We start from the raw sequence: 24,600 nt of genomic DNA on the forward strand, positions 1-24,600 counted from the left end.
GAGCCGGGGGTATGACACGGGCTCTCACTGCCCCTCCGGCGTCCCCGCCTCCTCCCCCTTCGGCGCGCTCTTCGCATGGGTGCGCAGGCGTGAGGTCACATCCTCCGGGGGGAGGAAGCGGGACCAGCGTTCGGGGAACTCGGACGGCATGTCCGGGTCGTCGGGGTCGGTGTCGCCGCGGTGGGCGGCGGCGCGGGCGACGTACTCGGCGATCTGGGCCTCGCGCATCCGCTCGTTGGCGGCGCGTGCCGCGGCGGTGGCGGCGGCCGGCCAGACGCGGTCGATGGCGGCGTTGACGGCGGCCCCGACGAGGACGGCGAAGGCGGACACGCCGATCCACAGCATCACGGCGACGGCGGCGGCCAGCGAGCCGTAGATGGTGGCGCCCTCGACCGTGTTGGTCAGGTAGATCCGCAGCAGGAAGCTGCCCAGCACCCACATCCCGAGGGCCACCAGGGCGCCCGGCACGTCCTCGATCCACGGCGAGCGCACCGGCACGGACACGTGGTACAGCGTCGTCAGGAACGCGATGGACAGCACCATGACGACGGGCCAGTACAGCACCTGCACGAGGGTCTCCGACCACGGCAGGATGTTCAGCACCGCGTCAGGACCGGCCACCATCAGCGGCAGCGCGACCGAGCCGATCACCAGGGCCACCAGGAAGAGCACGAAGGCGACCAGCCGTGTCTTGACGATGCCGCGGACGCCGTCGAGGCCGTACATCACGGTGATCGTGTCTATGAAGACGTTCACCGCACGCGATCCCGACCACAGCGCGAACAGGAAGCCGATGGAGATGACGTCGGGACGGCCGCCCTTCATCACGTCGTCCAGGATCGGCTGGGCGATCTGCGAGACCCCCTTGTCCGACAGGACCGTGCGGGAGGCCTCCAGGAGGTTGGCCTCCAGACTGCTGATGGTGTCGGTGCCGGTCCAGTCGTCGACGTAGCCGAGCAGTCCGATCATGCTCAGCAGCAGCGGGGGGACGGACAGCAGCGTGAAGAACGCCGCCTCCGCCGCGAGACCAAGGATCCGGTACTCGATGCTCGAGTTGACGGTGTCCTTGAGCAACAGCCAGGCGGTCCGGCGCTTGGAGACGTTCCGGTAGAGGGCACGAGCCCGGTGGAGACGGCCTGAGGGGGGCGTCTCGGAGGAATCACTTGCTGGCTGCACGAACTAAAGGTATCCGCCGCGGGAGGCTCCGCTCACCCCCCAGTGGCGCGGCCGGGTCACCGCGTCCGTCCCATGTGAGGCGGGGCGTGCCAGTGTGGTGACCCTCGCCGTACCGAGGGGTAGGTTCGCTGACATGTCCGGCAATACCCATACCGTGACCAACCAGCCCCCACCGCTGGTCGGATACGACGTCTACAGCGCCGACAAGGCCCTGACCGAGGCCGTCGAACGGCACCTCGACCCCGCCCTCCTCGACGAGGTCCGCGGCGAGCTGGCGGCGCTCGGTCGTACCTCCGGCTCGGCGCAGGTACAGGAGTGGGGCGTCCAGGCGAACGAGTGTCCGCCCCGGCTGCGCACCCATGACCGCTACGGCCGTCGGATCGACGAGGTCGACTTCCATCCGGCCTGGCACCGGCTGCTCGGCAAGGGCGTCTCGGCGGGCCTGACCGCGGCCTGGGGCCGGCCCGGCGGACATCTGCGGCGGGCGGCGGCGTTCCTGGTGTGGACGCAGGTCGACGCGGGCAACTGCTGCCCGCTGTCGATGACGCACGCGGCGGTGCCCGCGCTGCGCACCGACCCGGCGCTGGCCGCCGAGTGGGAGCCGCGGCTGACGTCCATGATCTACGACCGTGAGCTGCGCCCGGCGCCGTTGAAGGCCGGGGCGCTGTTCGGGATGGGCATGACGGAGAAGCAGGGCGGCAGCGACGTACGCGCGAACACGACGTCCGCCGTGCCGCTGGCCGAGGCCGGGACGTACGCCCTGACCGGGCACAAGTGGTTCTGCTCGGCACCGATGTCCGACGGTTTTCTGGTGCTGGCGCAGGCTCCGGAGGGCCTGACCTGCTTTCTCGTCCCGCGTGTGCTGGAGGACGGCACCCGCAATGTGTTTCTCCTCCAGCGGCTCAAGGACAAGCTGGGCAACCGGTCGAACGCCTCCAGCGAGGTCGAGTTCGACGGGACCTGGGCACGCCGGGTCGGCGACGAGGGGCGCGGAGTGCGCACCATCATCGACATGGTGGCCGCGACCCGGCTCGACTGCGTCCTCGGCTCGGCGGGACTGATGCGGCAGGCCGTCGCACAGGCGGTGCATCACTGCACCAACCGCGAGGCGTTCGGCGGGAAGCTCCTCGACAAGCCGCTCATGCGCAACGTACTGGCCGACCTGGCCCTGGAGTCGGAGGCGGCGACCACCCTCGCGCTCCGGCTCGCCGCCGCCTACGACGACGGCGGCGAACAGGAGCAGGCACTGCTGCGGTTGGCGGTGCCGGCCGCCAAGTACTGGGTGACGAAGCGCTGTACGCCGGTGACGGTGGAGGCCGCCGAATGCCTGGGCGGAAACGGTTACGTCGAGGAATCCGGCCTGCCGCGGCTGGTCCGCGAGTCACCGCTCAACTCGATCTGGGAGGGCGCCGGAAACGTCCAGGCCCTCGACGTGCTGCGCGCCCTGCGCCGCGAGCCGCACGCCCTCAACGCCTACCTCCAGGAGGTCGGCCGAGCCCGAGGCGCCGACCACCGCCTGGACGCGGCGATCAAGGACCTCCTGACCGACCTGGCCGACATGGACGGCATCGAGGCACGGGCCCGCCGCCTCACCGAACGCCTCGCCCTGGTCCTCCAGGGCTCCCTCTTGGTCCGCTACGCCCCACCGGAAGTCGCAGACGCCTTCTGCGCGTCCCGCCTGGGCACGGACGGCGGAGCGGCGTTCGGCACACTGCCGCCGACCTTGGACTTGGCGTCGGTGGTGGATCGGTCAAGGCCGCAGGCCTGACCGGTAAGGGGCGCGGGGAACTGCGCGACCAGCCACAACGAACCGTAAGACGCCAACGCAACAGCACACCGCACCCCCTGTCGCGATGCGGCCCAACCGCCGGAGGCGAGGGTGGTGCTGCGCCGACACGGCACCACCCCCGCCATTGGCCCATTCAAGGCCACGAACGCCGCCCGAGAGCGACGCGCTGCTCAAGTTTCAGTCAGGGCGCGCGGAGACCACCAGGGTTGCAAGGGGTTGCAACTTGTTGGCGTCTGTGTGCGGAGGGCATCCCTCCGCTCGCCGTGGACTCGCCACCGTCGACGCGGCGCAGGCGGCGCGGGTGCTCAGCGAGGTCCGGGCTGCTGAACACCGAGGAGATCCAGCGACGCCAGGAGGACTCGCCGCTCAGGCAGGTGCTGCCGGTGCTCCGCAAGGCCGACGGGCTCGGCTTCGAACTCGGCGCCGACTGGCGCGAGGACGTCGTCGGAACGAACGGCGTGGGCACACCGGCAGTGGTGCGCCGGTCCGTACAGGTCTTCGCCGCGGAGCACCTCGTACGATCGCACGCCTCCTGGACGTGGCCGGTGGCACACGGCTCCTGGACCCATGAACTGAGCCCCCGGCATGCCGAGTTGCTCTGTCTGCTGCCCTGCACCGCACCGGCCGCAGTGCCGCCGGGCTGGCCGAGGACCTGTTCGGTGATCCGGGCCGCACGGTGACGGTACGCGCCGAGATGTCGCGAGGACGCCGAGGTCGACATCGTGCTGCCGGACGATCCGCATGCGGTGCTGCCGCACTCCACGGTCTCCGGCGGTGGCCAAGGGACGGATGTCGATTCATGTGTCCTGAGGGGGACAAGAGGTGGCATCTTCCGCATAATTGCAGGGTCTTCGTCATGGGCGGCCACGGACTGCCGTAGCATCCCTGTACGGGCCACACCCCACCTGCTCCTCGGTCAACGCAAGGACCAACAGGCGCAGTTGGCTCGCGTCTGGAGGTTGGATGATGAGTCGCGGCCGACACCGCCGACGCAATCGGGGCAGGGCGCTGCGCGCCGCCCTCGCCGGAACCGCCCTCGCGCTGACCGCGGCCGCCACCATTGTCAGCGCCTCGCAGGCCGACGTCGGCAAGGAGACCGGCGCGCTGAAGCCGCTCGCCTCCGCCGCGGACACCGACCCGCTCCAGCTCCAAGAAGACCTCGTGCCCGCGCGCACGCTCGACCGGCTCGCCGACGAGATGGGCAAGCCCGTCGGCGTCGGAGCCGTCCTCGACAGCGCCGACCGCACCCTGCGCACCGCCTCCGGCTGCACGGCCGCCGAGCGCACGGCACTGCCCGTCGAACCGGCGGCCACGCGCGCGTACTGCTGGGACGAGGCCGACACCCTGAGCTGGCAGCCCGGTGCGGTCACCTCCTCCGGGGACGCCGACGACGACGGCTGGTGGGGCGGGAACCGGGCGATCCTCTCCGGCTGGAGCGGATCCGACGCCTCCGACGCACAGGGCCTCGCCCGGGTCGCCTTCGTCGACGCGAACGACCTGGGCCGGCTCAGCTACACCTGGGCACTGCTCGCCGTACCGGTCGACGGCGGACGTGACTACCGCGCCCTCGGCTCGCGGGTCTCCGGCATGGTCTGGTACCAGGACAAGCTGCTGGTCACCGCGGACGGCGGGGACAGCACCGCGCTGTATGTGTACGACATGGACCGCGTCCAGCGCACCACCGTCACCAGTGCCGCGGTCGGCCGGGTGCCTGGCGGCTGGTCGGCGCACGGCAACCGGTGGGTACTGCCCGCCGTCGCCTCGTACCGCCTGACCGGCGGGGCCTGCGACCCGGGCACGGACACCGGCGTCCCCTGCCTCGGCGGCATCTCCCTCGACCGCAGCTCCACGCCCGACAGCCTGGCCGTGAGCGAACAGACCGGAGCGGACGACGAGCGGCCCACCCGGCTGTGGCGCTACTACTTCAGCACCGACCCCGCCCGCACCGGGCTGCTCGCCACCGACCCGGCCGGGCGCGTAGGCGCCGACGAGGCGTACCGGACGAAGACGGCCGGCATAGGAGGCGTCCTCTCCCACCAGGAGGCCGGCGCCGCCCGCGCCGACTGGTACCTGGCCGGCACGGGAGCCGGGCGCGGCACGCTGTGGCGGCAGAACGACGAGGACGCCCGGGCCACGGAATGCGGGGCCGACGAGACACACCGCTGCTGGAGCGCCGACACCGCGTCCCTCTCCTACTGGGAGGCGCTGGGGGAAGTCTGGTCGCAATCGGGCAGGGTGCTGTTTGCATTGCCGCTGGCGTCGGTGGACAAGTCGCTAGGCTGAGCGCCCCCAGTTGAAGCGCCCCGAAGGGGCGCGGGGCTGTATCAATATGCGGCTCCGCCGCGCGGGCGCGACCAGCCACAACGAACCCGCAGCCGATCGACAGCTCCCCCACCCGGATGATTCCCTGACCGACATGCCCAACATCGCCGTGACCACCTGGTCCCTGGAACAGACCGCACCGACCGACCTCCTCCCGGCCGCCGCGCCCGAGGGCGACGTGAAAGTCGTCCGCGCCGACATACCCTCCCCCGAGTTCAGCCGCTTCCTGTACACCTCCGTCGGCGGAGACGTCCGCTGGACCGACCTGCTCGGCTGGACGTACGCGCAATGGCAGGAGCACCTGGACCGGCCCGGTGTGGAGACGTGGGTCGCCTACGACCGGGGCACGCCCGCGGGGTACGTGGAGCTGGTCCCGCAGGACGACGGCGCCGTCGAGATCGAGCACTTCGGGCTGATCCCGGCCTTCCGCGGACGGCGGATCGGCGGGTATCTGCTGTCGTACGGCACCGCCCGCGCGTGGGATCTCGCGGACCGCTGGCCGGGGCGGGCGCCGACGAAGCGGGTGTGGCTGCACACCTGCAGCAAGGACGGCGAGTTCGCGATGGACAACTATCAGCGCCGGGGCTTCAAGCTCTTCGACACCAAGGTCGAGGAGGAGCCGGCGGTGGCCGCGCCGGGCCCCTGGCCTGGGGCGCACCCCGCCTGAGTCCTTCGCCGTACCCCTGTCTGACCTGGGCAGACACCGGCTGTTTCGGGCCATGTGACCGACGACACCCTTGTCCCACGATGCGGGACAAGGGTGTCCGCATGATGGACGAAGCTGGACTGTGTCCAGATCGCCGTGACACGCTTCCATCATGTCTGGAACTGGAATTGCCTTGGTGAGTCGGCGGCACGTCGACCTCGGCCGCATGTCCAGCGCCATCTGTCCGGCCCGCTGAGAGCCCAGCCGCGCCGACATCCCCCAGTTCCATCCGATTTCCCGCGCAATGTCGCGCACGTATGCCCATGCGCCGTACGCGCGCAGGTCAGAGCCGCTTCCCGCCTGTCCGAAGGACTACCACCATGGCCGCCACCCCGGAGAACCCTGCCGCCGCGACTCCCCGCCGCAAGGTGAGCCGTCACCGCGGTGAGGGCCAGTGGGCCGCGGGGCACTTCACCCCGCTCAACGGCAACGAGCAGTTCAAGAAGGACGACGACGGTCTCAATGTGCGGACACGCATTGAGACGATCTACTCCAAGCGGGGCTTCGACTCGATCGACCCCAACGACCTGCGCGGCCGGATGCGCTGGTGGGGCCTCTACACCCAGCGCAAGCCCGGGATCGACGGTGGCAAGACCGCGATCCTGGAGCCGGAGGAGCTGGACGACGAGTACTTCATGCTGCGCGTCCGTATCGACGGCGGCCGGCTCACCACCGAGCAGCTGCGGGTGGTCGGTGAGATCTCGCAGGAGTTCGCGCGGGGCACCGCCGACATCACCGACCGGCAGAACGTCCAGTACCACTGGATCCGGATCGAGGACGTGCCGGAGATCTGGGAGCGGCTGGAGGCGGTCGGCCTGTCCACCACCGAGGCCTGCGGTGACACGCCCCGTGTGATCCTCGGCTCGCCCGTCGCCGGTATCGCCGAGGACGAGATCATCGACGGCACCCCGGCGATCGAGGAGATCCACCGCCGGATCGTCGGCAACAAGGACTTCTCGAACCTGCCCCGCAAGTTCAAGTCCGCGGTCTCCGGCTCGCCGCTCCTCGACGTGGCGCACGAGATCAACGACGTCGCCTTCGTCGGCGTGAACCACCCCGAGCACGGCCCCGGCTTCGACGTCTGGGTCGGCGGCGGGCTGTCCACCAACCCGAAGATCGGTCAGCGCCTCGGCGCCTGGGTACCGCTCGACGAGGTCCCGGACGTCTACGAGGGCGTCGTCTCGATCTTCCGCGACTACGGCTACCGGCGGCTGCGCACCCGCGCGCGGCTGAAGTTCCTGCTCGCCGACTGGGGCGTGGAGAAGTTCCGCCAGGTGCTTGAGGACGAGTACCTGAAGCGCAAGCTGATCGACGGCCCGGCGCCCGCCCAGCCCGTGGAGCGCTGGCGCGACCACGTCGGTGTGCACCGGCAGAAGGACGGCCGTTTCTACGTCGGTTTCGCCCCGCGCGTGGGCCGCGTGGACGGCACCACGCTGACGAAGATCGCCGAGCTGGCCGAGGCCCACGGCTCGGGCCGGGTACGGACCACCGCCGAGCAGAAGATGCTCGTCCTCGATGTCACCGAGGAGCAGGTCGAGTCGCTGGTCGAGGGCCTGGAGGCGCTGGACCTCACGGTGAAACCCTCGCCGTTCCGGCGCGGCACCATGGCCTGCACCGGCATCGAGTACTGCAAGCTCGCCATCGTCGAGACCAAGGCGCGCGGCTCCGCGCTGATCGACGAACTGGAGCGCCGTATCCCGGACTTCGACGAGCCGATCACCATCAACATCAACGGCTGCCCGAACGCCTGCGCCCGTATCCAGGTGGCGGACATCGGTCTCAAGGGGCAGCTGGTCCTCAACGACCAGGGCGAGCAGGTCGAGGGCTTCCAGGTGCACCTGGGCGGCGCGCTCGGTCTGGAGGCCGGCTTCGGCCGCAAGGTGCGCGGTCTGAAGGTCACGTCGGACGAGCTGCCGGACTACGTGGAGCGCGTGCTCAAGCGTTTCGAGGCCGAGCGCGAGGAGGGCGAGCGGTTCGCCGCCTGGGCCTCGCGGGCCAGTGAGGAGTCCCTCTCATGAGCGAGCGCGCGGCTCCCTTCTACTGCCCCTACTGCGGCGACGAGGATCTTCGTCCCAGCGAACAGGGCCACGGCGCGTGGGAATGCGCGGCGTGCAACCGCGCATTCCAGTTGAAGTTCCTCGGGCTACTTGCCCGGGGGCTTCGGCAGACGGAGTCAGGGGGAGAGCAGATATGAACACCGTTCAGGAAGAGCGCACTACCGACGATCTCAAGGCGCTCGCCGAGCAGGCGGGCCGTGACCTGGAGGACGCCTCGGCGCTGGAGATTCTCCAGTGGGCCGCCCGCACCTTCGGTAACCGTTTCTGCGTTACCTCTTCCATGGAGGACGCGGTCGTCGCACACCTCGCCTCCCGTGCGCTGCCCGGTGTCGACGTGGTGTTCCTCGACACCGGCTATCACTTCCCGGAGACGATCGGGACCAGGGACGCGGTGGAGGCGGTGATGGACGTCAACGTCATCACCCTGACCCCGCGTCAGACGGTCGCCGAGCAGGACGCGGAGTACGGCCCCAAGCTGCACGACCGCAACCCCGACCTGTGCTGCAAGCTGCGCAAGGTCCAGCCGCTGGAGGAAGGCCTCAAGGACTACGCGGCCTGGGCGACCGGACTGCGCCGCGACGAGTCCGAGAGCCGGGCCGGCACCCCCGTCGTCGGCTGGGACGAGAAGCGCCAGAAGGTCAAGATCTCGCCGATCGCCCGCTGGAGTCAGGACGACGTCGACGCCTACGTCGCCGAGCACGGCGTTTTGACCAACCCCCTGCTGATGGACGGCTACTCCTCCATCGGCTGCGCCCCCTGCACCCGTCGTGTCCTGGAGGGCGAGGACGCACGCGCCGGCCGCTGGGCGGGTCGCGCCAAGACTGAGTGCGGGCTGCACCTGTGACCATCAACCCGACCCAGGAGATGCAAGTGACGACCGGAGCCACCGTCTGGCTCACGGGTCTGCCGAGCGCCGGCAAGACCACGATCGCGTACGAGCTGGCCGGCCGGCTGCGCGCGGAGGGCCACCGTGTCGAGGTGCTCGACGGCGACGAGATCCGCGAGTTCATCTCGGCCGGCCTCGGCTTCAGCCGCGAGGACCGGCACACCAATGTGCAGCGCATCGGCTTCCTCGCCGAACTGCTGGCCCGTAACGGCGTCAAGGCCCTGGTCCCGGTGATCGCGCCGTACGCCGACAGCCGCGAGGCGGTGCGCAAGCGCCACCAGGAAAGCGGGGCGCCGTACTTGGAAGTGCATGTGGCCACCCCGGTAGACGTATGCAGCGAGCGGGATGTGAAGGGTCTGTACGCCAAGCAGGCGGCGGGCGAGCTGACCGGGCTGACGGGGGTCGACGACCCGTACGAGGAGCCCGAGTCGCCCGACCTGCGGATCGAGTCGCAGCACCAGACCGTGCAGGAGTCCGCGGCCGCGCTCCACGGCCTGCTCACCGAAAGGGGACTGGCATGACGACCGTGGTCACGACGCAGGAGGGTACGGACACCCCGTACGCCCTGTCCCACCTCGACGCCCTGGAGTCGGAGGGCGTGCACATCTTCCGGGAGGTGGCGGGCGAGTTCGAGCGGCCGGTGATCCTCTTCTCCGGCGGCAAGGACTCCATCGTCATGCTGCATCTGGCGCTGAAGGCGTTCGCCCCCGCGGCGATCCCCTTCTCGCTGCTACACGTGGACACCGGCCACAACTTCCCCGAAGTGCTGGAGTACCGCGACCGCGTGGTGGCCGCACATGGGCTGCGCCTCCATGTGGCCTCCGTACAGGACTACATCGACCGCGGTGTGCTGCGCGAACGTCCCGACGGGACACGGAACCCACTGCAGACACTCCCGCTGACCGAGAAGATCCAGGCGGAGAAGTTCGACGCCGTCTTCGGCGGCGGACGCCGGGACGAGGAGAAAGCCCGCGCCAAGGAACGGGTGTTCTCGCTGCGCGACGAGTTCTCGCAGTGGGACCCCCGCCGCCAGCGCCCCGAGCTGTGGAACCTCTACAACGGCCGCCACGCACCCGGCGAACACGTCCGCGTCTTCCCGCTGTCCAACTGGACCGAGCTGGACGTGTGGCAGTACATCGCCCGCGAGGGCATCGAGCTGCCGGAGATCTACTTCGCGCACGAGCGTGAGGTGTTCCAGCGGGCCGGCATGTGGCTGACCGCCGGCGAGTGGGGCGGGCCGAAGGCGACCGAGACGGTGGAGAAGCGGCGAGTGCGCTACCGCACCGTCGGCGACATGTCCTGCACCGGCGCCGTCGACTCCGACGCGACGACGCTGGAGGCCGTGATCACCGAGATCGCCGCGTCCCGGCTCACCGAGCGCGGCGCCACCCGCGCCGACGACAAGCTCTCCGAGGCCGCGATGGAAGACCGCAAGCGCGAGGGGTACTTCTAACGATGTCCAGCACCACCGAACCCACCGAGCCGCTGTCGGTCGAGCAGCTGTCGGAGACCACCCTGCTGCGTTTCGCGACGGCGGGCTCGGTCGACGACGGCAAGTCCACGCTCGTCGGACGGCTGCTGCACGACTCCAAGTCGATCCTCACCGATCAGCTGGAGGCGGTCGAGCGCGCCTCGGCCTCGCGAGGTCAGGACGCCCCCGACCTCGCCCTCCTCACCGACGGCCTGCGCGCCGAGCGCGAGCAGGGCATCACCATCGACGTGGCCTACCGCTACTTCGCCACGCCCAAGCGCCGCTTCATCCTCGCCGACACGCCCGGCCATGTGCAGTACACCCGCAACATGGTCACGGGCGCCTCCACGGCCGAGCTGACGGTGATCCTGATCGACGCGCGCAACGGCGTCGTCGAGCAGACCCGCCGGCACGCGGCGCTGGCGGCGCTGCTGCGGGTTCCGCACGTGGTCCTCGCCGTCAACAAGATGGACCTCGTCGACTACAAGGAAGCCGTGTTCGCCGCGATCGCCGAGGAGTTCACGGCGTACGCGACCGAGCTGGGCGTCCCCGAGGTCACCGCGATCCCGATCTCGGCGCTCGCGGGCGACAACGTCGTGGAGCCGTCCGCGGTCATGGACTGGTACGGCGGCCCGACGGTGCTCGAGCACCTGGAGACGGTGCCCGTCGCCCACGACCTGAGCCACTGCCACGCCCGGCTGCCCGTGCAGTACGTGATCCGGCCGCAGACCGTCGAGCACCCGGACTACCGGGGCTACGCGGGCCAGATCGCGGCCGGTTCGTTCCACGTCGGCGAGCAGATCACGGTCCTGCCGGCCGGCCGCTCGACGAAGATCAGCGGTATCGACCTGCTCGGCGAGCCCGTCGACGTCGCCTGGACCACCCAGTCGGTGACGCTCCTGCTCGAGGACGACATCGACATCTCGCGCGGCGACCTGATCGTGCCCAGCAAGGACGCGCCGCCCACCACGCAGGACATCGAGGCGACCGTCTGCCATGTCGCGGACGCCCCGCTGACCGTCGGCCACCGGGTGCTGCTCAAGCACGGCACCCGCACCGTCAAGGCGATCGTCAAGGACATCCCGTCCCGGCTCACCCTCGACGACCTGTCCCTGCACCCGCACCCGGGACAGCTCGTCGCCAACGACATCGGCCGGGTGAAGATCCGCACCGCCGAGCCGCTGCCGGTCGACTCCTACGCCGACTCGCGCCGCACCGGCTCGTTCATCCTGATCGACCCGAACGACGGCACCACGCTCACCGCGGGCATGGTCGGCGAGTCGTTCGCCTCCCCGGAGCCGGTCCGGGACGAGGGCGACGACGACGGGTGGGACTTCTGACCATGAACTCCCCCGATGTCTACTCCACGTTCGCGAAGGAGGGCGGCCGCGTCGGCAGCGGCGCCCTCGGCTGGGGTCCCCCCGAACGGAGTTTGGGGGAGGCCAGGGCGGGGTGCCGCGATGTGTGCGCTGACGTACGCGCACTGCTCGCGCGCCCTCACCCCCCACCGCCGTAGACGAAAACCTGCCGCCCTCCCGGCCGCGACCTGAGAGACCGTGACCGCCGGGCCTCCGAGAGGAACCCCTCCCGTGCCTGCCACATTCGCCGTACGTCGCACCCTCGCGGTGATCGCCGCGCTCCCCCTCCTCACCCTCGCCGCCTGCGGCTACGGCTCTCAGGCCGAGGACGACGGCACCGCCAAGGTGGCCGCAGGGGCGGAGAAGATCGACGGTCTCGACTCCGTCCGGATCGGCTACTTCGGGAACCTGACCCACGGCACCGCGCTGGTGGGCGCGAACAAGGGCTACTTCCAGAAGGCGCTCGGCGCGACCGAGGCCCAGTACCAGATCTTCAACGCCGGTCCCTCCGAGATCGAGGCGCTGAACTCCGACTCCATCGACATCGGCTGGATCGGCCCCTCCCCGGCGATCAACGGCTACACCGCGTCGGGTGGCAAGAACCTGCGCATCATCGGCGGTTCGGCGTCCGGCGGTGTGAAGCTGGTCGTCGATCCGGAGAAGATCAAGTCCCTGAAGGACGTCAAGGGCAAGAAGATCGCCACCCCGCAGCTCGGCAACACGCAGGACGTGGCGTTCCTCAACTGGGTCTCGGGGCAGGGCTGGAAGGTCGACGCGGAGAGCGGCAAGGGCGACGTCTCTGTGGTCCGCACTGACAACAAGATCACGCCGGACGCCTACAAGTCCGGCTCCATCGACGGTGCTTGGGTGCCGGAGCCGACCGCGTCCAAGCTGGTCGCCGAGGGCGGCAAGGTGCTGCTGGACGAGTCGGACCTGTGGCCGGACAAGAAGTTCGTGATCACGAACATCATCGTGCGGCAGGAATTCCTCAAGGACCACCCGAAGGCCGTCGAGGCGGTGCTGAAGGCCTCGGTCGAGGCCAACAAGTGGATCAACGCCAACCCGGACGAGGCCAAGGCAGCGGCGAACAAGCAGCTGGAGGCGGACTCGGGCAAGGCCCTGCCCGCCGAGGTCATCGACCCGGCCTGGAAGTCGATCACCTTCCTCGACGACCCGCTGGCCGCCACCCTCAACACCGAGGCGGAGCACGCGGTCAAGGCCGGCCTGCTGGAGAAGCCCGACCTCAAGGGCATCTACGACCTCACGCTGCTCAACAAGGTCCTCAAGGCCGAGGGCGAGAGCACCGTCGACGACGCCGGTCTCGGCGCGAGCTGACCGAACGACCCGATGACTTCCCAGGAGGTGACGACCATGGCCACGACCACGACCCTCGCCAAGGCCGCAGACGACGCTGCGACGGCCGCACACGCCGCCCGGATCGAGCACGTCTCGAAGTCGTTCGCAGGCCCCGCCGGACAGCAGCTCGTGCTGGACGACATCAGCATCGATGTCGCGCCCGGCGAGTTCGTCACCCTCCTGGGGGCCTCGGGCTGCGGCAAGTCCACGCTGCTGAACCTGGTGGCCGGGCTCGACGCGCCCACCGCCGGGTCCATCACCACGGACGGCCGCCCGGCCCTGATGTTCCAGGAACACGCCCTCTTCCCGTGGCTGACCGCCGGCAAGAACATCGAACTCGCCCTCAAACTCAGGGGCGTCACGAAGAACGAGCGGCGCGACAAGGCCCAGGAACTCCTCGAACTCGTCCGGCTCAAGGGCGCGCACGGCAAGCGGGTGCACGAGCTGTCCGGCGGTATGCGCCAGCGCGTCGCCCTCGCCCGCGCGCTCGCCCAGGAGAGCCGACTGCTGCTCATGGACGAGCCGTTCGCGGCGCTGGACGCCATCACCCGTGACGTGCTGCACGACGAGCTGACCCGGATCTGGGCGGAGACCGGGGTGTCCGTTCTCTTCGTCACGCACAACGTGCGCGAGGCGGTGCGGCTCGCGCAGCGCGTCATCCTGCTGTCGTCGCGGCCCGGCCGGATCGCCCGCGAGTGGACGGTCGGCATCCCGCAGCCCCGCCGCATCGAGGACGCGCCCGTGGCGGAACTGTCCGTCGAGATCACCGAAGTACTGCGTGGGGAGATCCGCCGTCATGGCCAGCACTGACTCGAAGACGACGGAGGACCCCGGGAGCATCGAGGCGGGCCTCGACGCGCTGGAGACCTCGGTCAGCGGCCGGCCGCCCTTGCGGCAGACCCTGCGCGAGAAGATCCTGCCGCCGGTCATCGCCATCGCTGTGGTCCTCGTCGTCTGGCAGGGACTGATCTCCCTGAAGATCGTCGACGACCCCGCGAAGCTGCCCTCCCCCGGTGCCGTGTGGGCCGAGGTCGAGGACGCGTGGCTGAAGGGCACGCTGCTCGACTACATCTGGACGAGCGTCTCGCGGGGCCTGTTCGGCTTCGCGCTCGCCCTCGTCATCGGCACGCCGCTCGGCCTGCTCGTGGCCCGGGTGAAGTTCGTGCGCGCGGCGATCGGCCCGATCCTGTCCGGTCTGCAGTCGCTGCCGTCGGTGGCGTGGGTGCCGGCCGCCGTCATCTGGCTCGGCCTGAAGCCCGAGATGATGTACGCGGTGATCCTGCTCGGCGCGGTGCCGTCGATCGCCAACGGTCTGGTGTCCGGCGTCGACCAGGTGCCGCCGCTGATCCTGCGCGCGGGGCGGACGCTGGGGGCGACCGGACTGCGCGGTACCTGGCACATCGTGATGCCCGCGGCGCTGCCCGGCTATGTGGCGGGGCTGAAGCAGGGGTGGGCGTTCTCCTGGCGCTCGCTGATGGCCGCCGAGATCATCGCGCAGGCACCGGACCTGGGCGTGGGGCTCGGCCAGCTGCTGGAGGTGGGCCGCACCAACAGCAGCATGGCGACGGTCTTCCTCGCCATCCTGCTCATCCTGTTCGTCGGTATCGCCATCGACCTGCTGATCTTCAGCCCGCTGGAGCGGTGGGTGCTGCGCACACGCGGTCTGCTGGTGAAGAGCTGAGTCTGATTCCCATGAACAAGAAGCCGGTCCTTCTCGTCATCGCCCACGGCAGCCGCGACCCGCGGCACGCCGCGACCGTCCATGCCCTGGTACGCCGGGTACGGTCGCGGCGGCCGGGGCTGCGCGTGGAGACCGGCTTCCTGGACTTCAACGTCCCGTCCGTCCAGGGCGTGCTGGAGTCCCTGGCGGCGGAGGGCGTCCGGGACGTCGTAGCCCTGCCGCTGCTGCTGACCCGCGCTTTCCACGCGAAGGCCGACATCCCCGCCGTACTGCGGGACGCCCCGCCGCGGCTGCGGATCCGCCAGGCGGAGGTACTGGGCCCGTCCCCGCTGCTCCTCCAGGCGCTTGAACGTCGTTTGTACGAGGCGGGGTTGACGCCCGCCGACAAGTCCTCGACCGGGGTCGTGCTGGCCTCGGCGGGGTCCACCGACCCGGAGGCGATCGCGGTGATCGCCGACATCGCGCGGGAGTGGTGGCACACCGGTTGGTGCGCCGTGCGACCCGCGTTCGCCTCCGCGGCCCTCCCCCGCACCGAGGACGCGGTGCGCGACCTCAGGTCCCTGGGCTGCTCAAAGATCGCCGTCGCCCCATACGTCCTGGCCCCCGGCTTCCTCCCGGACCGCATCGCCCGCGGCGCGACCGAGGCAGACGTACTGGCCGACGTACTGGGCCCGGCACCGGAGGTGGCACGAGTACTGCTGGAACGCTACGACGCGGCACGCACGCCGATACTGACGGCGGTCGGTGCCTGAACCGGTTCTGGGGCCGGGGCAACAGAGAGCGCGTACACGCGTGTTCCCCTCAGCAGGACTGGTGAAGTCCGGTGCGGTGCAGCGCCCCCAAAGGGGCGCGAGGAACTGCGCGACCAGCCCCCACCGGCACGCAGCAGCGCTCGGGTGCCGTTGCTCTCCGTGTCGTAGGTGAGGTGGACCAGGTCGGGGGCGAGTTGGACGCCGTGCAGGTGGGAGGGGACGACGGGGCGGAAGCCGGGGTCCGTACCGGAGGTCAGCGCGGCGATGGTCGAGGCGCGGTCCCAGTGTCGTCCGGACGCGCCGAACTCGTGGAAGTCGGGGTGCAGCAGCGCCCCGAGTAGTTTGGGCGAGCGGCGGACGTCGGGGGTGAGCAGCTTCAGCTCGCCCTCGATGGCCGCCTTCACGGCGGGACCGTTCTCAGGCACTGGTCATTTCCACGAGCTTGACGACCGTGTTCCAGTTGCGGGACGTGGCGATCACGCCCATGTTCAGCCGGGGCTTGGAAAGGTGCTCGGCGAGCTTGGAACGGCCCAGGCCGTTCGGGGCGTACAGGTACAGCGCGCGGTCGCCGAGCCGGAACTCCTCGGGGAGGTAGGCGGCCTGGTCGATCTCGGCGAAGCGGTCGGGGTCGACCGGCGCGGAGAAGTAGATGACGTGCAGTTGCTTGGCCTCGAGGTCGGCGGCCGGGAAGGGGCAAGCCTCGGCGACCGCCTTCAGATAGGCGTGGTCGCGCACGATCACGTCGACGCCGAAGCCGAAGTGTTTCTCGATGGCCCGCGTCAGCTCCGCGGCGAGGGATTCCTCGTCGCCGTGGCCGCTGGAGAACACGGCCTGGCCGCTCTGCAGATAGGTGCGTACGCCGTCGTGGCCGAGGCCCTCCATGAGGGTGCGCAGCTCGGCCATCGGGACCTTCCTGCTGCCCCCCACGTTGATTCCGCGCAGCAGCGCCGCATATGTCGTCATCCGCCCAGCTTATGCGGCTGGGGCACCCTGGGCCCCGCCCCCGAGAACTCCGAGTAGATGTAAGGGACCACGGTCCTCCCCAGTGGTGAGACCTCGGTATCCGAAGTGATGAGTCGCGGGCAGGGCACTTCACCGGGCAGCACGACGAGATGGCTTTATCCAGCCCATACCTTCGAAGCGGAGGTGACGGCAGGGGGCCGGCACCGTTGACGAGGGGGCAAGCCCGTCATGGGGAACGGAGATATACGGGTGCGGGGCATCGCCGCCCGGGCCGGCGGCTGGAGCGCCCGGCACCGATGGGCTGCCGTCGGTATCTGGGTGCTGTTCGTCGTCCTGGCGATGGGGCTGGGGTCGGCCGCGGGCCGGGTCGACGTCAAGGACAGCGATCAGCTCAAGGGCGAGACACACACCGCCGCCAGAATCATCGAGGACGCCGGGATCGACGAGCCGGCCGGTGAGACCGTCCTGATCCAGGCGAAGGACGGCGGCGTCAAGGCCACGGACGCCGACTTCCGGGCCGCGGTCGAGTCCGTGGTCAAGGCGGTCGAGGGCACCGGTGAGGTCACCGACGTGACGTCGCCGTACGAGAGCGACACGATCTCGAAGGACGGCCGCAGCGCGCTCGTGCAGTTCGACATCCGCGGGGACGCGGAGACCGCGGGCGAGCGGGTCGAGCCGGTCCTCAAGGCCGTCGAGGACGTTCAGAAGGACCATGCGGCGCTGCGGATCGAGGAGATCGGCTCCGCCAGCATGATGAAGACGTTCGACGACGCGTTCGGGGACGACTTCAAGAAGGCCGAGTTCTCGGCGGTGCCGGTGGCCCTCGGCATTCTGCTGATCGCCTTCGGCGCGCTGGTCGCGGCGCTGCTGCCGGTGCTGCTGGCGATCACCGCGATCATGGCGACGATGGGCCTGATGGGCATCGTCAGCCATGTGATGCCGATGAGCGAGACCGCCAACTCCGTGATGCTGCTGGTCGGTCTGGCCGTCGGGGTCGACTACTGCCTGTTCTATCTGCGCCGCGAGCGCGAGGAGCGGGAGGCCGGCCGGGACGCGCAGACCGCGCTGCGGATCGCCGCCGCCACCAGTGGGCGCGCGATCATCGTCTCGGGTGTCACGGTGTGCGTGGCGATGGCGGGCATGCTGTTCACCGGGCTCGCCGAGTTCGAGGCGATGGGCCTGGCCTCGCTGATGGTCGTGGCCGTCGCCATGGTCGGCTCCGTGACCGTCCTGCCCGCGCTGCTTTCGCTGCTCGGCGGACGGGTGGAGAAGGGGCGGATTCCGTTCCTGCGCCGCCGTCAGCGCAAGGGTGGCGGCTCGGACAGCCGGTTCTGGACCGCCGTCCTCAAGGGCGTCCTCGCGAAGCCCCTCGCCTCCGTCGTCGTGGCGGCCGGTGTACTGCTGGCGATCGCGGCTCCTGCGGTGGGCATGAAGACGCAGAACCTCACGCTGGACCAGGAGTTCGGCGACTCGCTGCCGATCGTGCAGACGTACAACCGCGTCAACGACGCCTTCCCCGGCGGCTCCGAGCCGGCCGAGGTGGTCGTCAAGGCCGACGACATCAACGCTCCCCAGGTGCAGGCCGCGCTCACGGACTTCCGTGAGCAGGCGATCAGTTCGGGTGCCTCGCGCGGCCCGGTGGACATCAAGCTGCACGACGCGCAGAACGTCGCCTTCGTCTACGTCCCACTGGTCGGCGGCTCCGACCTGGACAAGGCGGGCGCGAGCCTGGACAAGCTGCGCGACGAGGTACGGCCGGCCACGCTCGGCAAGGTCGACGGCATCGAGGCGCCGATCACCGGACAGGTCGCCGGTTCGAAGGACTTCAACGACCAGCTGGCCGGAGCGGTCGTCCCGGTCTTCGTGTTCGTCGTGGTCTTCGCCTTCCTGCTGATGCTGCTGTGCTTCCGCTCGCTGACCATCGCGATCACCTCGATCGTGCTGAACCTGCTGTCGGTGGGTGCGGCGTACGGCATCCTCGTCGCCGTCTTCCAGCACGGCTGGGGCGCGTCCCTGGTGGGCGCGGAGGGCGTCGGCGCCATCATCACCTGGCTGCCGCTGTTCCTCTTCGTGATCCTGTTCGGCCTGTCGATGGACTACCACGTGTTCGTGGTCTCGCGGATCCGCGAGGCGCGACTGCGTGGCCGGACGACGAAGGACGCGATCACACACGGTGTGGTCACCACGGCCGGTGTCGTCACCAGCGCCGCGGTCATCATGGTCGCCGTGTTCGCGATCTTCGGGACGCTGTCGATGCAGTCCATGAAGCAGATGGGCGTGGGCCTCGCGGCCGCGGTGCTCATCGACGCGACGATCATCCGGGGCGTGCTGCTCCCGGCGGTGATGGCGCTGCTGGGCGAGCGCAACTGGTACCTGCCGAAGTGGCTGAACCGGATGCCGGACCTCACGCACGACGAGGCGCCCGAGGCCGTGACGCGGGAAACGCCGTCGCGGGACGACGAGGGTGAGCCGGTGAGGGTCTGACCTCACCCCGAGCGGAGGGCCCGTTGGCTACAGGGGAGCCGACGGGCCCTCTCTTGCTCACTTCTCATAAGGCCTTATGAGGCCTTACGAGGCTTTGCGGGGCAGCTCCGCCTCGATGAGGTCCGCCGCCCGCCGTGTGCCGCCCTCCTGGGCCATCTCGGCCTGGAGGCTCCGCAGCCGCCGGGCGACCTCGGGATCGTCGACGAGCGCGAGGGCGGCGGTGCGCAGCGCCTCGGCGGTCGCCTCCTCCGTGGGAAGGTGCCGGGCCACACCGAGCGCCTGGAGCACGTCCGCGTTGCCGAACTGGTCCACGGCCTGCGGTACGGCGATCATCGGCGTGGCGGTCGCCATTCCCTCCTGGCTGCCGCCCGCCCCGGCGTGCGTGACGAACAGATCGGCCTGCTTGAGGACCGCCAACTGCGGGACCCAGGACCGCATTTCGACATTGTCCGGTACGGCGCCCAGCTCGGCGGGGTCCACATGCTTGCCGATCTGCAGCACCAGGTGCCAGCCCGGCAGCTCACCGAACGCCTTGACGCACTCCCGGTAGAAGCCGGGCTGCTTGGTGAAGGACGATCCCAGCGACACCAGGACCACCTTCTCCGCGCCGGCCGGCCGCTGCCAGTCGCCCTCGTGCGAGCGGTCGCCCTGGCAGGCGCCGACGAAGGTGTACACGCTCTCGTCGACCCGGTCGGCGTGGGGCTGCAGGGCCTTCGGGATGAGGACGAGGGAGCGGGCGGGGCGGCCGACGAAGGGGTCGGGGTGCTCGGTGATCCCGTTCTCCTGCAGCCAGTTGTGGAACTTGGCGTAGTAGGCACGCCCGCGCTCGGTCTTCTTCGGCTCCTCCCACATGGGCTCGGCGACCTCCTGCTCATAGCCCTCCCAGGCGACGAGGTTCGGGGAGAGCGAGATCGCGGGCACGCCCCAGCGGTGGGCCAGGACGCGGGCCGGGTAGGCGGTGATGTCCTGGAGCACGAGGTCCGGTTCGTCGCCCTCGTATGCGGCGATCAGCTGGGGCAGCGCCTGGATCGCGTCGTTCAGGAACGGCTCGACGTGGTCCAGGAGGGTGGAGCCCCAGGCCTCCGGATCGGCGTCGGGGCCGGGCAGTGTGGAGTTCCAGAGCTTGGGCTCGGCGCCCGTCTCGGCCACCTTCTCGGCGAAGGCCGGCGGAATCGCGTACGTCACCCGGTGCCCGCGCGCGACGAGCTCGCGGATCACCTCGAGGCTCGGGTTCACGTGACCGTGGGCGGCGATGGAGAACATGGCGATGTGTGCGGGACTGGTCATGACACCGACGATACGCGAGACGATACGTATCGTGCACCTCGGTTCACGGGGCCAGCACCTCGTGCAGCCTCAGCCACGCCCACGGCGGCACCCCGCCGACGAGCACGGTCTGGTCGAGGCCCGCCCTGCGGAACGCCGCGTCAACCCGCCGCCTCGGGTGGGCCCGGCGCAGCGAGGCGTGCAGCGAGCCGCCGAGCCCGGAGAAGCCCAGCTCCACCAGTGGCCGCCAGCTCTCGTACGCCGCGGCGTCGAGCAGCGGCGTACGGCGGCGCTCGATCCGGACGATCCCGGCGTCCACGCCGGGCACGGGCCGGAAGCTGCGCCGGCCGACCCGCCCCAGCAGACGCCACTCGTAGCGGGGCCAGGTCAGGACCGTCAGCAGGGTCCAGCTGCCGTAGTCACCCGTGCGTTTGCGGGCGTACTCGAGTTGGGTGAGGAGCGTGGCGTGGGTGAGGGCGGGTGCCTTCAGGCACCAGTCGACGATGGCGGCGGTGCGGGAGAAGGGCACGTTCCCGGCGACGGAGAACGGTGTGCACGGGGCTCGTGCGGTGAGGAAGTCCTCGCCGACGACGCGGACTTGGGGTGTGTCCGAGAAGCGGGAGCGCAGGGAGGGGACGAGCCGTGGGTCGATCTCGTAGGCGAGGAGGCGTCGGCAGCGCGGGGCGAGCTGCTCGGTCAACGCGCCTTTTCCGGCGCCGACTTCGAGCAGCAGAGGTGCTTCGCGTCCGTGCGGTACGGCGAGCCGGGCGAGCTGTACGGCGGCGGCGCGGTCGGCGAGGAAGTTCTGCGAGAGCGCGCGGGATACGCGGGTGGGGCGGGCCATGGCCTGCGGTCCTTGTCTTCCGTGGGGAGGGATAAGGGCAGACGAAGGCCCTGACCGGAAGACAGGAGATAAGGAAGTGGGAAGCAGTCAGCAGGACGCTGGAAACGCCGGTCCGCGACGGATCAGCGGGCGTGGCTCCCCGGGCCGGTCAGGGCTCCGGGACCGCGGCGCATCCGTACGGAGTGCGCGTAGCCCCGGCCGAGACCGGTGATGATGATCGCGTTGTTCGCTGCCACGGACGCCACGCTAGGCGTGGCCGGGCGACGCGGACAACCGAATTACGCCGACACCATGCCGGCGCCGACATGGCGTACGTCAGCGCTGGTAGCGCGCCAGCACCAGGTTCCCGTCCTCCTCCAGCCGCTCGCGCAGCTCGTCCGGTCCGATCGCGCCGCTGTAGTACTCCTGGAACGCCGGGGTGGCCACCTTGTCCTTCCACTCGGGATAGCCGCGGACGGACTGCGCGGGTGCCGAGCGCAAGTGGGCGGCGAGGGCGGTGCCGGTGGCCCAGTCGTGCTCGGTCGTGTGCAGGGCGGGGTGCTTCAGTGCCTGTGTGCCGGTGGGGAGCATCCAGTCGCCCAGGGCCAGCCGGACCATGTTCTCCGGCCGGAGCAGGAAGTCGATGAACGCGGCGGCCTCCTTCTTGTGCGGGCTGTCCTCCGCGACGGACAGCGTCTGCGGGCTGACTCCCTGGGCGAGCCCGTCGGCTCCGGCGGGAGCGGGCAGCACCTGCCAGTCGAAGCCCTTGGGAGCCTGCTGCACGATCTGCTGGCGGTACGAGAAGCCGAGCGGGACCATCGCGTACTTCCCGCCGAAGAACCCGGGCAGGGTGTCCGAGCCGCCGCTGCCGAGGGTCGTGGGCGAGGCGCTGCGGTCGGTGTTGACCTGGTGGTGGATGGTGTCCGGCACTACCTGGTCGGCCGTCCCGAAGCGGATGGCGACCTTGCCGTCCTGGTTCCGGTGGAACAGCTGTCCGCTGGTGGACAGGGACAGGTTGAGCGTGGCGGAGACGGGTTCCTTGAGCGGCCAGGCCACGCCATACTTCCCGTCACCGCTCAGCTCCTCGGTGACCTGCCGGAACTCGGCCCAGCTCCAGGGCTTTTCGGGCGTGGGGATCCGCACCCCGGACTGCTTCAGCCAGGTGGCGTTGGCGATGAGCACGCGGGGCTCCTGGAGGAACGGCACGCCGTAGATCCCGTCCCCGAAGGTCGTCGTGCGCCAACTGCGCTGCGGGATGTCGGACTTCAGCCGCCGCGGCAGCAGGTCGGTGAGATCGGCCAGATAGCCGCCGTATGCGAAGTCCGCGAGGTCGTCCGAGGCGTCGTGGATGATGTCCGGCGCCTCACCGCCCTCGAAGGAGGTGAGCAGCTGGTCGTGGACGCTGTCCCAACTCCCCTGCACATACTCGACCTTGACGTCGGGATGCGACGCGTTCCACTGCGCCACCAGCTCCTTGTTGGCGGCGACGGACTCCTCCTGCCAGGCGAGGGACTGGAAGCGCAGGGTGACGCGGCCGTTGTCGGGCACGTCGTCGCCGCTGGTGCAGCCGGCGAGCAGCAGGGTGAGGGCGAGCGTGAAGGCCGGGATCCATCGAAGCCGCAGACCGCTCCAGGGGGTGCGCATCAGCTCTTCACCGCCCCGGCGAGCATGCCGCCCGTGATCCGCCGCTGGATGAGCGCGAAGACGACCAGCGAGGGCAGGGTGGCGAGGAACGCGGCGGCGGCGAGCGGGCCGAGGTCGGCGACGCCCTCCGCGCCGATGAAGTGGGTGAGCACGACCGGCAGCGTCTGTTTCTCCGGTGTCTTGAGCAGCACCAGCGCGAAGAAGAACTCGTTCCACGCGGTGATGAACGCGAACAGCGCCGTCGCCACGATCCCCGGCGCGAGCAGCGGCGCGACCACCGAGACGAGGGTGCGCAGCCGTCCGGCGCCGTCGACGGCCGCCGCCTCCTCCAGTTCGGCGGGCACCGCGCGTACGTACCCCACGAGCATCCACAGCGCGAACGGCAGCGCCCACACCACGTACACCATGACCAGTCCGGGCACGGAGTTGATCAGCCGCAGGTTCTTGAGCACCAGGAACAGCGGGATGATCACCAGCACCAGCGGGAACGCCTGGCTGACGACCACCCAGCCGGTCGCGGCCCTCGCGAGCCGGGTGCGGTGCCGGGCCATGACGTACGCCATCGGTGTCGCGATCAGTACGGCGATCACCGCGGCCCCGAGTGCAGCGACGAGGGAGTTGAACGCGGCCTGCAGCAGCGGCTGTTCGTCGAAGGCCTGGCGGAAGTTGGCCAGGGTGGGGTTCTCCGGAATCCAGGTGGGGTGCAGGCTGCCCAGCTCGCGTGGCGGTTTGAACGCGGTGGAGATCAGCCAGAGGAAGGGGAAGGCGAGGAAGACGAGATACCCGAGCAGCGCCACGTACTGGCCCGCGCGGGCCGCCTGGCTGGTCCTCATGTGTTCTGTCCTCCCCTCAGACGGCCGGCGAGGAAGACGGCGAGGAGTACCGAGATCACCGCGACCATCACGCATCCCATCGCCGCCGCATAGCCGAACTGCCCGTAGCGGAAGGCCTCTTCGTAGGCGAACAGCATGGGCAGGCGGGTGCGGCCGCCGGGGCCGCCGCTGGTCAGCACATAGACCAGGGCGAATGAATTGAAGTTCCAGATGAAGTTGAGCGCGGTGATCGCCAGCGCGACCGGTCTGAGGGCGGGCCAGGTGACCGTACGGAACCGGCGCCAGGCGCCCGCGCCGTCCATCGCGGCCGCCTCATGGAGTTCGCGCGGGGTGTTCTGCAACCCGGCGAGCAGGGCGACCGTCGTCTGCGGCATGCCCGCCCAGACGCCGACGACGATCACGGCGGGCAGGGCGGTCGCCAGGCCGCTGAGCCAGTCCCGGCCGTCGCCGAGGCCGAGGTCGCGCAGGGTCTCGTTGAGGATGCCCGCGTCCGGGTTGTAGACGAGCCGCCACATGACGCCGACGACCACCTCGGGCATCGCCCACGGGATGATGGCGAGCGCGCGGGCCAGCCATCTCAGGCGCAGCTCCTGGTTGAGCAGCAGGGCGAGGCCGAGGGCGAGCAGGAACTGCGGCACGGTCACGCCGACGGCCCAGACCAACCCGATCCGGAACGACTCCCAGAACAGCGTGTCGTGCAGCAGATCCCGGAAGTTGAGTGTGCCGATCCACTCCGTGGGCTCGGTGCGGCCCGACTGGGCGTCGGTGAACGCCAGCAGGATCCCGTACAGCAGCGGTCCTACGCTCAGCAGGAGGATCGGGATCAGGGCGGGTAACACCAGGAACCAGGCGCCGTGATCGGCGGCAGGGCGTTTCCGGCCGGTGCTCGGCGCGCGTTTCGCCGCGCCCTCCCCTCGCACCTCGGTCACCAATGTCACGGAATCAGCCCCTTTGCGCGGCTCGGACGGGCCCCGTCATGGTCGTGAAGGCGGTCGGTGTCGTCAAGACACCGCGCGCCCGGCGCGACCTGTGC

General features: G+C 70.1%; 22 protein-coding genes and 2 pseudogenes. 16 read left to right on the forward strand and 8 right to left on the reverse strand.

Annotated features, from left to right (window positions below; genetic code table 11):
• Positions 1–24: 24 nt before the first annotated feature.
• Positions 25–1,176, reverse strand: coding sequence for a YihY/virulence factor BrkB family protein (locus tag KCH48_RS32105; protein WP_210579352.1), 1,152 nt, complete (start codon positions 1,174–1,176; stop codon positions 25–27).
• Positions 1,177–1,309: 133 nt separating this feature from the next.
• Between KCH48_RS32105 and KCH48_RS32110 the strand changes: the two genes are divergently transcribed.
• The 15 genes and pseudogenes from KCH48_RS32110 (at position 1,310) to KCH48_RS32175 (ending at position 15,554) form a co-directional block, all read left to right on the forward strand.
• Complete coding sequence (locus KCH48_RS32110) at positions 1,310–2,944, forward strand: acyl-CoA dehydrogenase family protein (RefSeq protein ID WP_210579368.1); 1,635 nt, start codon at positions 1,310–1,312, stop codon at positions 2,942–2,944.
• Between the two features lie 332 nt (positions 2,945–3,276).
• A pseudogene (locus KCH48_RS32115) lies at positions 3,277–3,775 on the forward strand (hypothetical protein); the annotation flags it as partial.
• Between the two features lie 153 nt (positions 3,776–3,928).
• Positions 3,929–5,248: a hypothetical protein gene (locus KCH48_RS32120; RefSeq protein WP_210579370.1), complete on the forward strand. Its 1,320-nt coding sequence runs from the start codon at positions 3,929–3,931 to the stop codon at positions 5,246–5,248.
• Between the two features lie 133 nt (positions 5,249–5,381).
• Entirely contained in the window at positions 5,382–5,954 is a 573-nt protein-coding gene (locus tag KCH48_RS32125; RefSeq protein ID WP_210579373.1) for a GNAT family N-acetyltransferase, read from the forward strand.
• 151 nt (positions 5,955–6,105) lie between these two features.
• Positions 6,106–6,189 (forward strand): putative leader peptide, encoded by an 84-nt coding sequence (locus KCH48_RS43515; RefSeq protein ID WP_310591794.1) that lies wholly within the window; start codon positions 6,106–6,108, stop codon positions 6,187–6,189.
• A gap of 124 nt (positions 6,190–6,313) precedes the next feature.
• Positions 6,314–8,011, forward strand: a complete 1,698-nt coding sequence (locus KCH48_RS32130) for a nitrite/sulfite reductase (protein ID WP_210579378.1) — start codon at positions 6,314–6,316, stop codon at positions 8,009–8,011.
• Positions 8,008–8,187 carry a hypothetical protein gene (locus KCH48_RS32135; RefSeq protein ID WP_210579381.1) on the forward strand — a complete coding sequence of 60 codons (180 nt, stop codon included), beginning with the start codon at positions 8,008–8,010 and terminating at the stop codon, positions 8,185–8,187. The genes KCH48_RS32130 and KCH48_RS32135 overlap by 4 nt, the downstream gene beginning before the upstream one ends.
• Entirely contained in the window at positions 8,184–8,894 is a 711-nt protein-coding gene (locus KCH48_RS32140) for a phosphoadenylyl-sulfate reductase (RefSeq protein WP_210579384.1), read from the forward strand. Before KCH48_RS32135 ends, KCH48_RS32140 begins: the two co-directional genes overlap by 4 nt.
• A 26-nt stretch (positions 8,895–8,920) precedes the next feature.
• Positions 8,921–9,457, forward strand: coding sequence for an adenylyl-sulfate kinase (cysC, locus tag KCH48_RS32145; protein WP_307841006.1), 537 nt, complete (start codon positions 8,921–8,923; stop codon positions 9,455–9,457).
• Positions 9,454–10,389: a sulfate adenylyltransferase subunit CysD gene (gene cysD, locus KCH48_RS32150; protein ID WP_210579390.1), complete on the forward strand. Its 936-nt coding sequence runs from the start codon at positions 9,454–9,456 to the stop codon at positions 10,387–10,389. The genes cysC and cysD overlap by 4 nt, the downstream gene beginning before the upstream one ends.
• A gap of 2 nt (positions 10,390–10,391) precedes the next feature.
• Positions 10,392–11,747: a sulfate adenylyltransferase subunit 1 gene (locus KCH48_RS32155; RefSeq protein ID WP_210579397.1), complete on the forward strand. Its 1,356-nt coding sequence runs from the start codon at positions 10,392–10,394 to the stop codon at positions 11,745–11,747.
• Positions 11,748–11,996: 249 nt separating this feature from the next.
• Positions 11,997–13,100 (forward strand): aliphatic sulfonate ABC transporter substrate-binding protein, encoded by a 1,104-nt coding sequence (locus KCH48_RS32160; protein ID WP_210579398.1) that lies wholly within the window; start codon positions 11,997–11,999, stop codon positions 13,098–13,100.
• Between the two features lie 12 nt (positions 13,101–13,112).
• On the forward strand, positions 13,113–13,931 hold the full coding sequence (locus KCH48_RS32165; protein WP_210579400.1) for an ABC transporter ATP-binding protein: 819 nt from the start codon (positions 13,113–13,115) through the stop codon (positions 13,929–13,931).
• Entirely contained in the window at positions 13,918–14,802 is an 885-nt protein-coding gene (locus KCH48_RS32170) for an ABC transporter permease (RefSeq protein WP_210579402.1), read from the forward strand. Before KCH48_RS32165 ends, KCH48_RS32170 begins: the two co-directional genes overlap by 14 nt.
• Before the next feature lie 11 nt (positions 14,803–14,813).
• The gene (locus KCH48_RS32175; RefSeq protein ID WP_210579404.1) at positions 14,814–15,554 is read left to right on the forward strand and encodes a sirohydrochlorin chelatase; all 741 of its coding nucleotides are present in this window, start codon (positions 14,814–14,816) and stop codon (positions 15,552–15,554) included.
• On the opposite strand, the gene KCH48_RS32180 is transcribed toward KCH48_RS32175, so the two are convergent.
• Together KCH48_RS32180 and KCH48_RS32185 are read right to left on the reverse strand one after the other, a co-directional pair.
• Entirely contained in the window at positions 15,509–15,979 is a 471-nt protein-coding gene (locus tag KCH48_RS32180) for a DUF4440 domain-containing protein (RefSeq protein WP_210579406.1), read from the reverse strand. The two genes, KCH48_RS32175 and KCH48_RS32180, sit on opposite strands and share 46 nt — an antisense overlap.
• A complete protein-coding gene (locus tag KCH48_RS32185) occupies positions 15,972–16,517 on the reverse strand; it encodes a DUF1697 domain-containing protein (protein ID WP_210579407.1) in 546 nt (181 codons plus the stop codon). The genes KCH48_RS32180 and KCH48_RS32185 overlap by 8 nt, the downstream gene beginning before the upstream one ends.
• A gap of 228 nt (positions 16,518–16,745) precedes the next feature.
• On the opposite strand from KCH48_RS32185, the gene KCH48_RS32190 reads away from it, so the two are divergent.
• The gene (locus KCH48_RS32190; protein WP_210579409.1) at positions 16,746–19,001 is read left to right on the forward strand and encodes an MMPL family transporter; all 2,256 of its coding nucleotides are present in this window, start codon (positions 16,746–16,748) and stop codon (positions 18,999–19,001) included.
• An 84-nt stretch (positions 19,002–19,085) separates the two neighbouring features.
• On the opposite strand, the pseudogene mgt reads toward KCH48_RS32190, so the two are convergent.
• The 5 genes and pseudogenes from mgt to KCH48_RS32215 all read right to left on the reverse strand — a co-directional run bounded on the left by mgt (position 19,086) and on the right by KCH48_RS32215 (position 24,505).
• Positions 19,086–20,325, reverse strand: a pseudogene (gene mgt / locus KCH48_RS32195) (macrolide-inactivating glycosyltransferase).
• Between the two features lie 6 nt (positions 20,326–20,331).
• Positions 20,332–21,111: an ErmE/ErmH/ErmO/ErmR family 23S rRNA (adenine(2058)-N(6))-methyltransferase gene (erm, locus tag KCH48_RS32200; RefSeq protein ID WP_210579413.1), complete on the reverse strand. Its 780-nt coding sequence runs from the start codon at positions 21,109–21,111 to the stop codon at positions 20,332–20,334.
• Positions 21,112–21,426: 315 nt separating this feature from the next.
• Positions 21,427–22,734 carry an ABC transporter substrate-binding protein gene (locus KCH48_RS32205; protein ID WP_210579422.1) on the reverse strand — a complete coding sequence of 436 codons (1,308 nt, stop codon included), beginning with the start codon at positions 22,732–22,734 and terminating at the stop codon, positions 21,427–21,429.
• The gene (locus KCH48_RS32210; RefSeq protein WP_210579424.1) at positions 22,734–23,567 is read right to left on the reverse strand and encodes a carbohydrate ABC transporter permease; all 834 of its coding nucleotides are present in this window, start codon (positions 23,565–23,567) and stop codon (positions 22,734–22,736) included. The genes KCH48_RS32205 and KCH48_RS32210 overlap by 1 nt, the downstream gene beginning before the upstream one ends.
• Positions 23,564–24,505: a carbohydrate ABC transporter permease gene (locus KCH48_RS32215; RefSeq protein ID WP_210579426.1), complete on the reverse strand. Its 942-nt coding sequence runs from the start codon at positions 24,503–24,505 to the stop codon at positions 23,564–23,566. The genes KCH48_RS32210 and KCH48_RS32215 overlap by 4 nt, the downstream gene beginning before the upstream one ends.
• Between the last annotated feature and the right edge of the window lie 95 nt (positions 24,506–24,600).

This window comes from Streptomyces sp. GESEQ-4 (assembly GCF_017948455.1).
GTDB lineage: Bacteria > Actinomycetota > Actinomycetes > Streptomycetales > Streptomycetaceae > Streptomyces.

Bases quoted from the DNA above. Each gene is read 5' to 3' on its own strand.
- KCH48_RS32175 (WP_210579404.1), top strand. From the start codon at position 14,814: ATGAACAAGAAGCCGGTCCTTCTCGTCATCGCCCACGGCAGCCGCGAC.
- KCH48_RS32155 (WP_210579397.1), top strand. From the start codon at position 10,392: ATGTCCAGCACCACCGAACCCACCGAGCCGCTGTCGGTCGAGCAGCTG.
- erm (WP_210579413.1), bottom strand. From the start codon at position 21,111: ATGGCCCGCCCCACCCGCGTATCCCGCGCGCTCTCGCAGAACTTCCTC.
- KCH48_RS32120 (WP_210579370.1), top strand. From the start codon at position 3,929: ATGATGAGTCGCGGCCGACACCGCCGACGCAATCGGGGCAGGGCGCTG.
- cysD (WP_210579390.1), top strand. From the start codon at position 9,454: ATGACGACCGTGGTCACGACGCAGGAGGGTACGGACACCCCGTACGCC.
- KCH48_RS32165 (WP_210579400.1), top strand. From the start codon at position 13,113: ATGACTTCCCAGGAGGTGACGACCATGGCCACGACCACGACCCTCGCC.
- KCH48_RS32185 (WP_210579407.1), bottom strand. From the start codon at position 16,517: ATGACGACATATGCGGCGCTGCTGCGCGGAATCAACGTGGGGGGCAGC.
- KCH48_RS32135 (WP_210579381.1), top strand. From the start codon at position 8,008: ATGAGCGAGCGCGCGGCTCCCTTCTACTGCCCCTACTGCGGCGACGAG.
- KCH48_RS43515 (WP_310591794.1), top strand. From the start codon at position 6,106: ATGTCTGGAACTGGAATTGCCTTGGTGAGTCGGCGGCACGTCGACCTC.
- KCH48_RS32125 (WP_210579373.1), top strand. From the start codon at position 5,382: ATGCCCAACATCGCCGTGACCACCTGGTCCCTGGAACAGACCGCACCG.
- KCH48_RS32190 (WP_210579409.1), top strand. From the start codon at position 16,746: ATGGGGAACGGAGATATACGGGTGCGGGGCATCGCCGCCCGGGCCGGC.
- KCH48_RS32205 (WP_210579422.1), bottom strand. From the start codon at position 22,734: ATGCGCACCCCCTGGAGCGGTCTGCGGCTTCGATGGATCCCGGCCTTC.
- KCH48_RS32170 (WP_210579402.1), top strand. From the start codon at position 13,918: ATGGCCAGCACTGACTCGAAGACGACGGAGGACCCCGGGAGCATCGAG.
- KCH48_RS32110 (WP_210579368.1), top strand. From the start codon at position 1,310: ATGTCCGGCAATACCCATACCGTGACCAACCAGCCCCCACCGCTGGTC.
- KCH48_RS32130 (WP_210579378.1), top strand. From the start codon at position 6,314: ATGGCCGCCACCCCGGAGAACCCTGCCGCCGCGACTCCCCGCCGCAAG.
- KCH48_RS32140 (WP_210579384.1), top strand. From the start codon at position 8,184: ATGAACACCGTTCAGGAAGAGCGCACTACCGACGATCTCAAGGCGCTC.
- KCH48_RS32210 (WP_210579424.1), bottom strand. From the start codon at position 23,567: ATGAGGACCAGCCAGGCGGCCCGCGCGGGCCAGTACGTGGCGCTGCTC.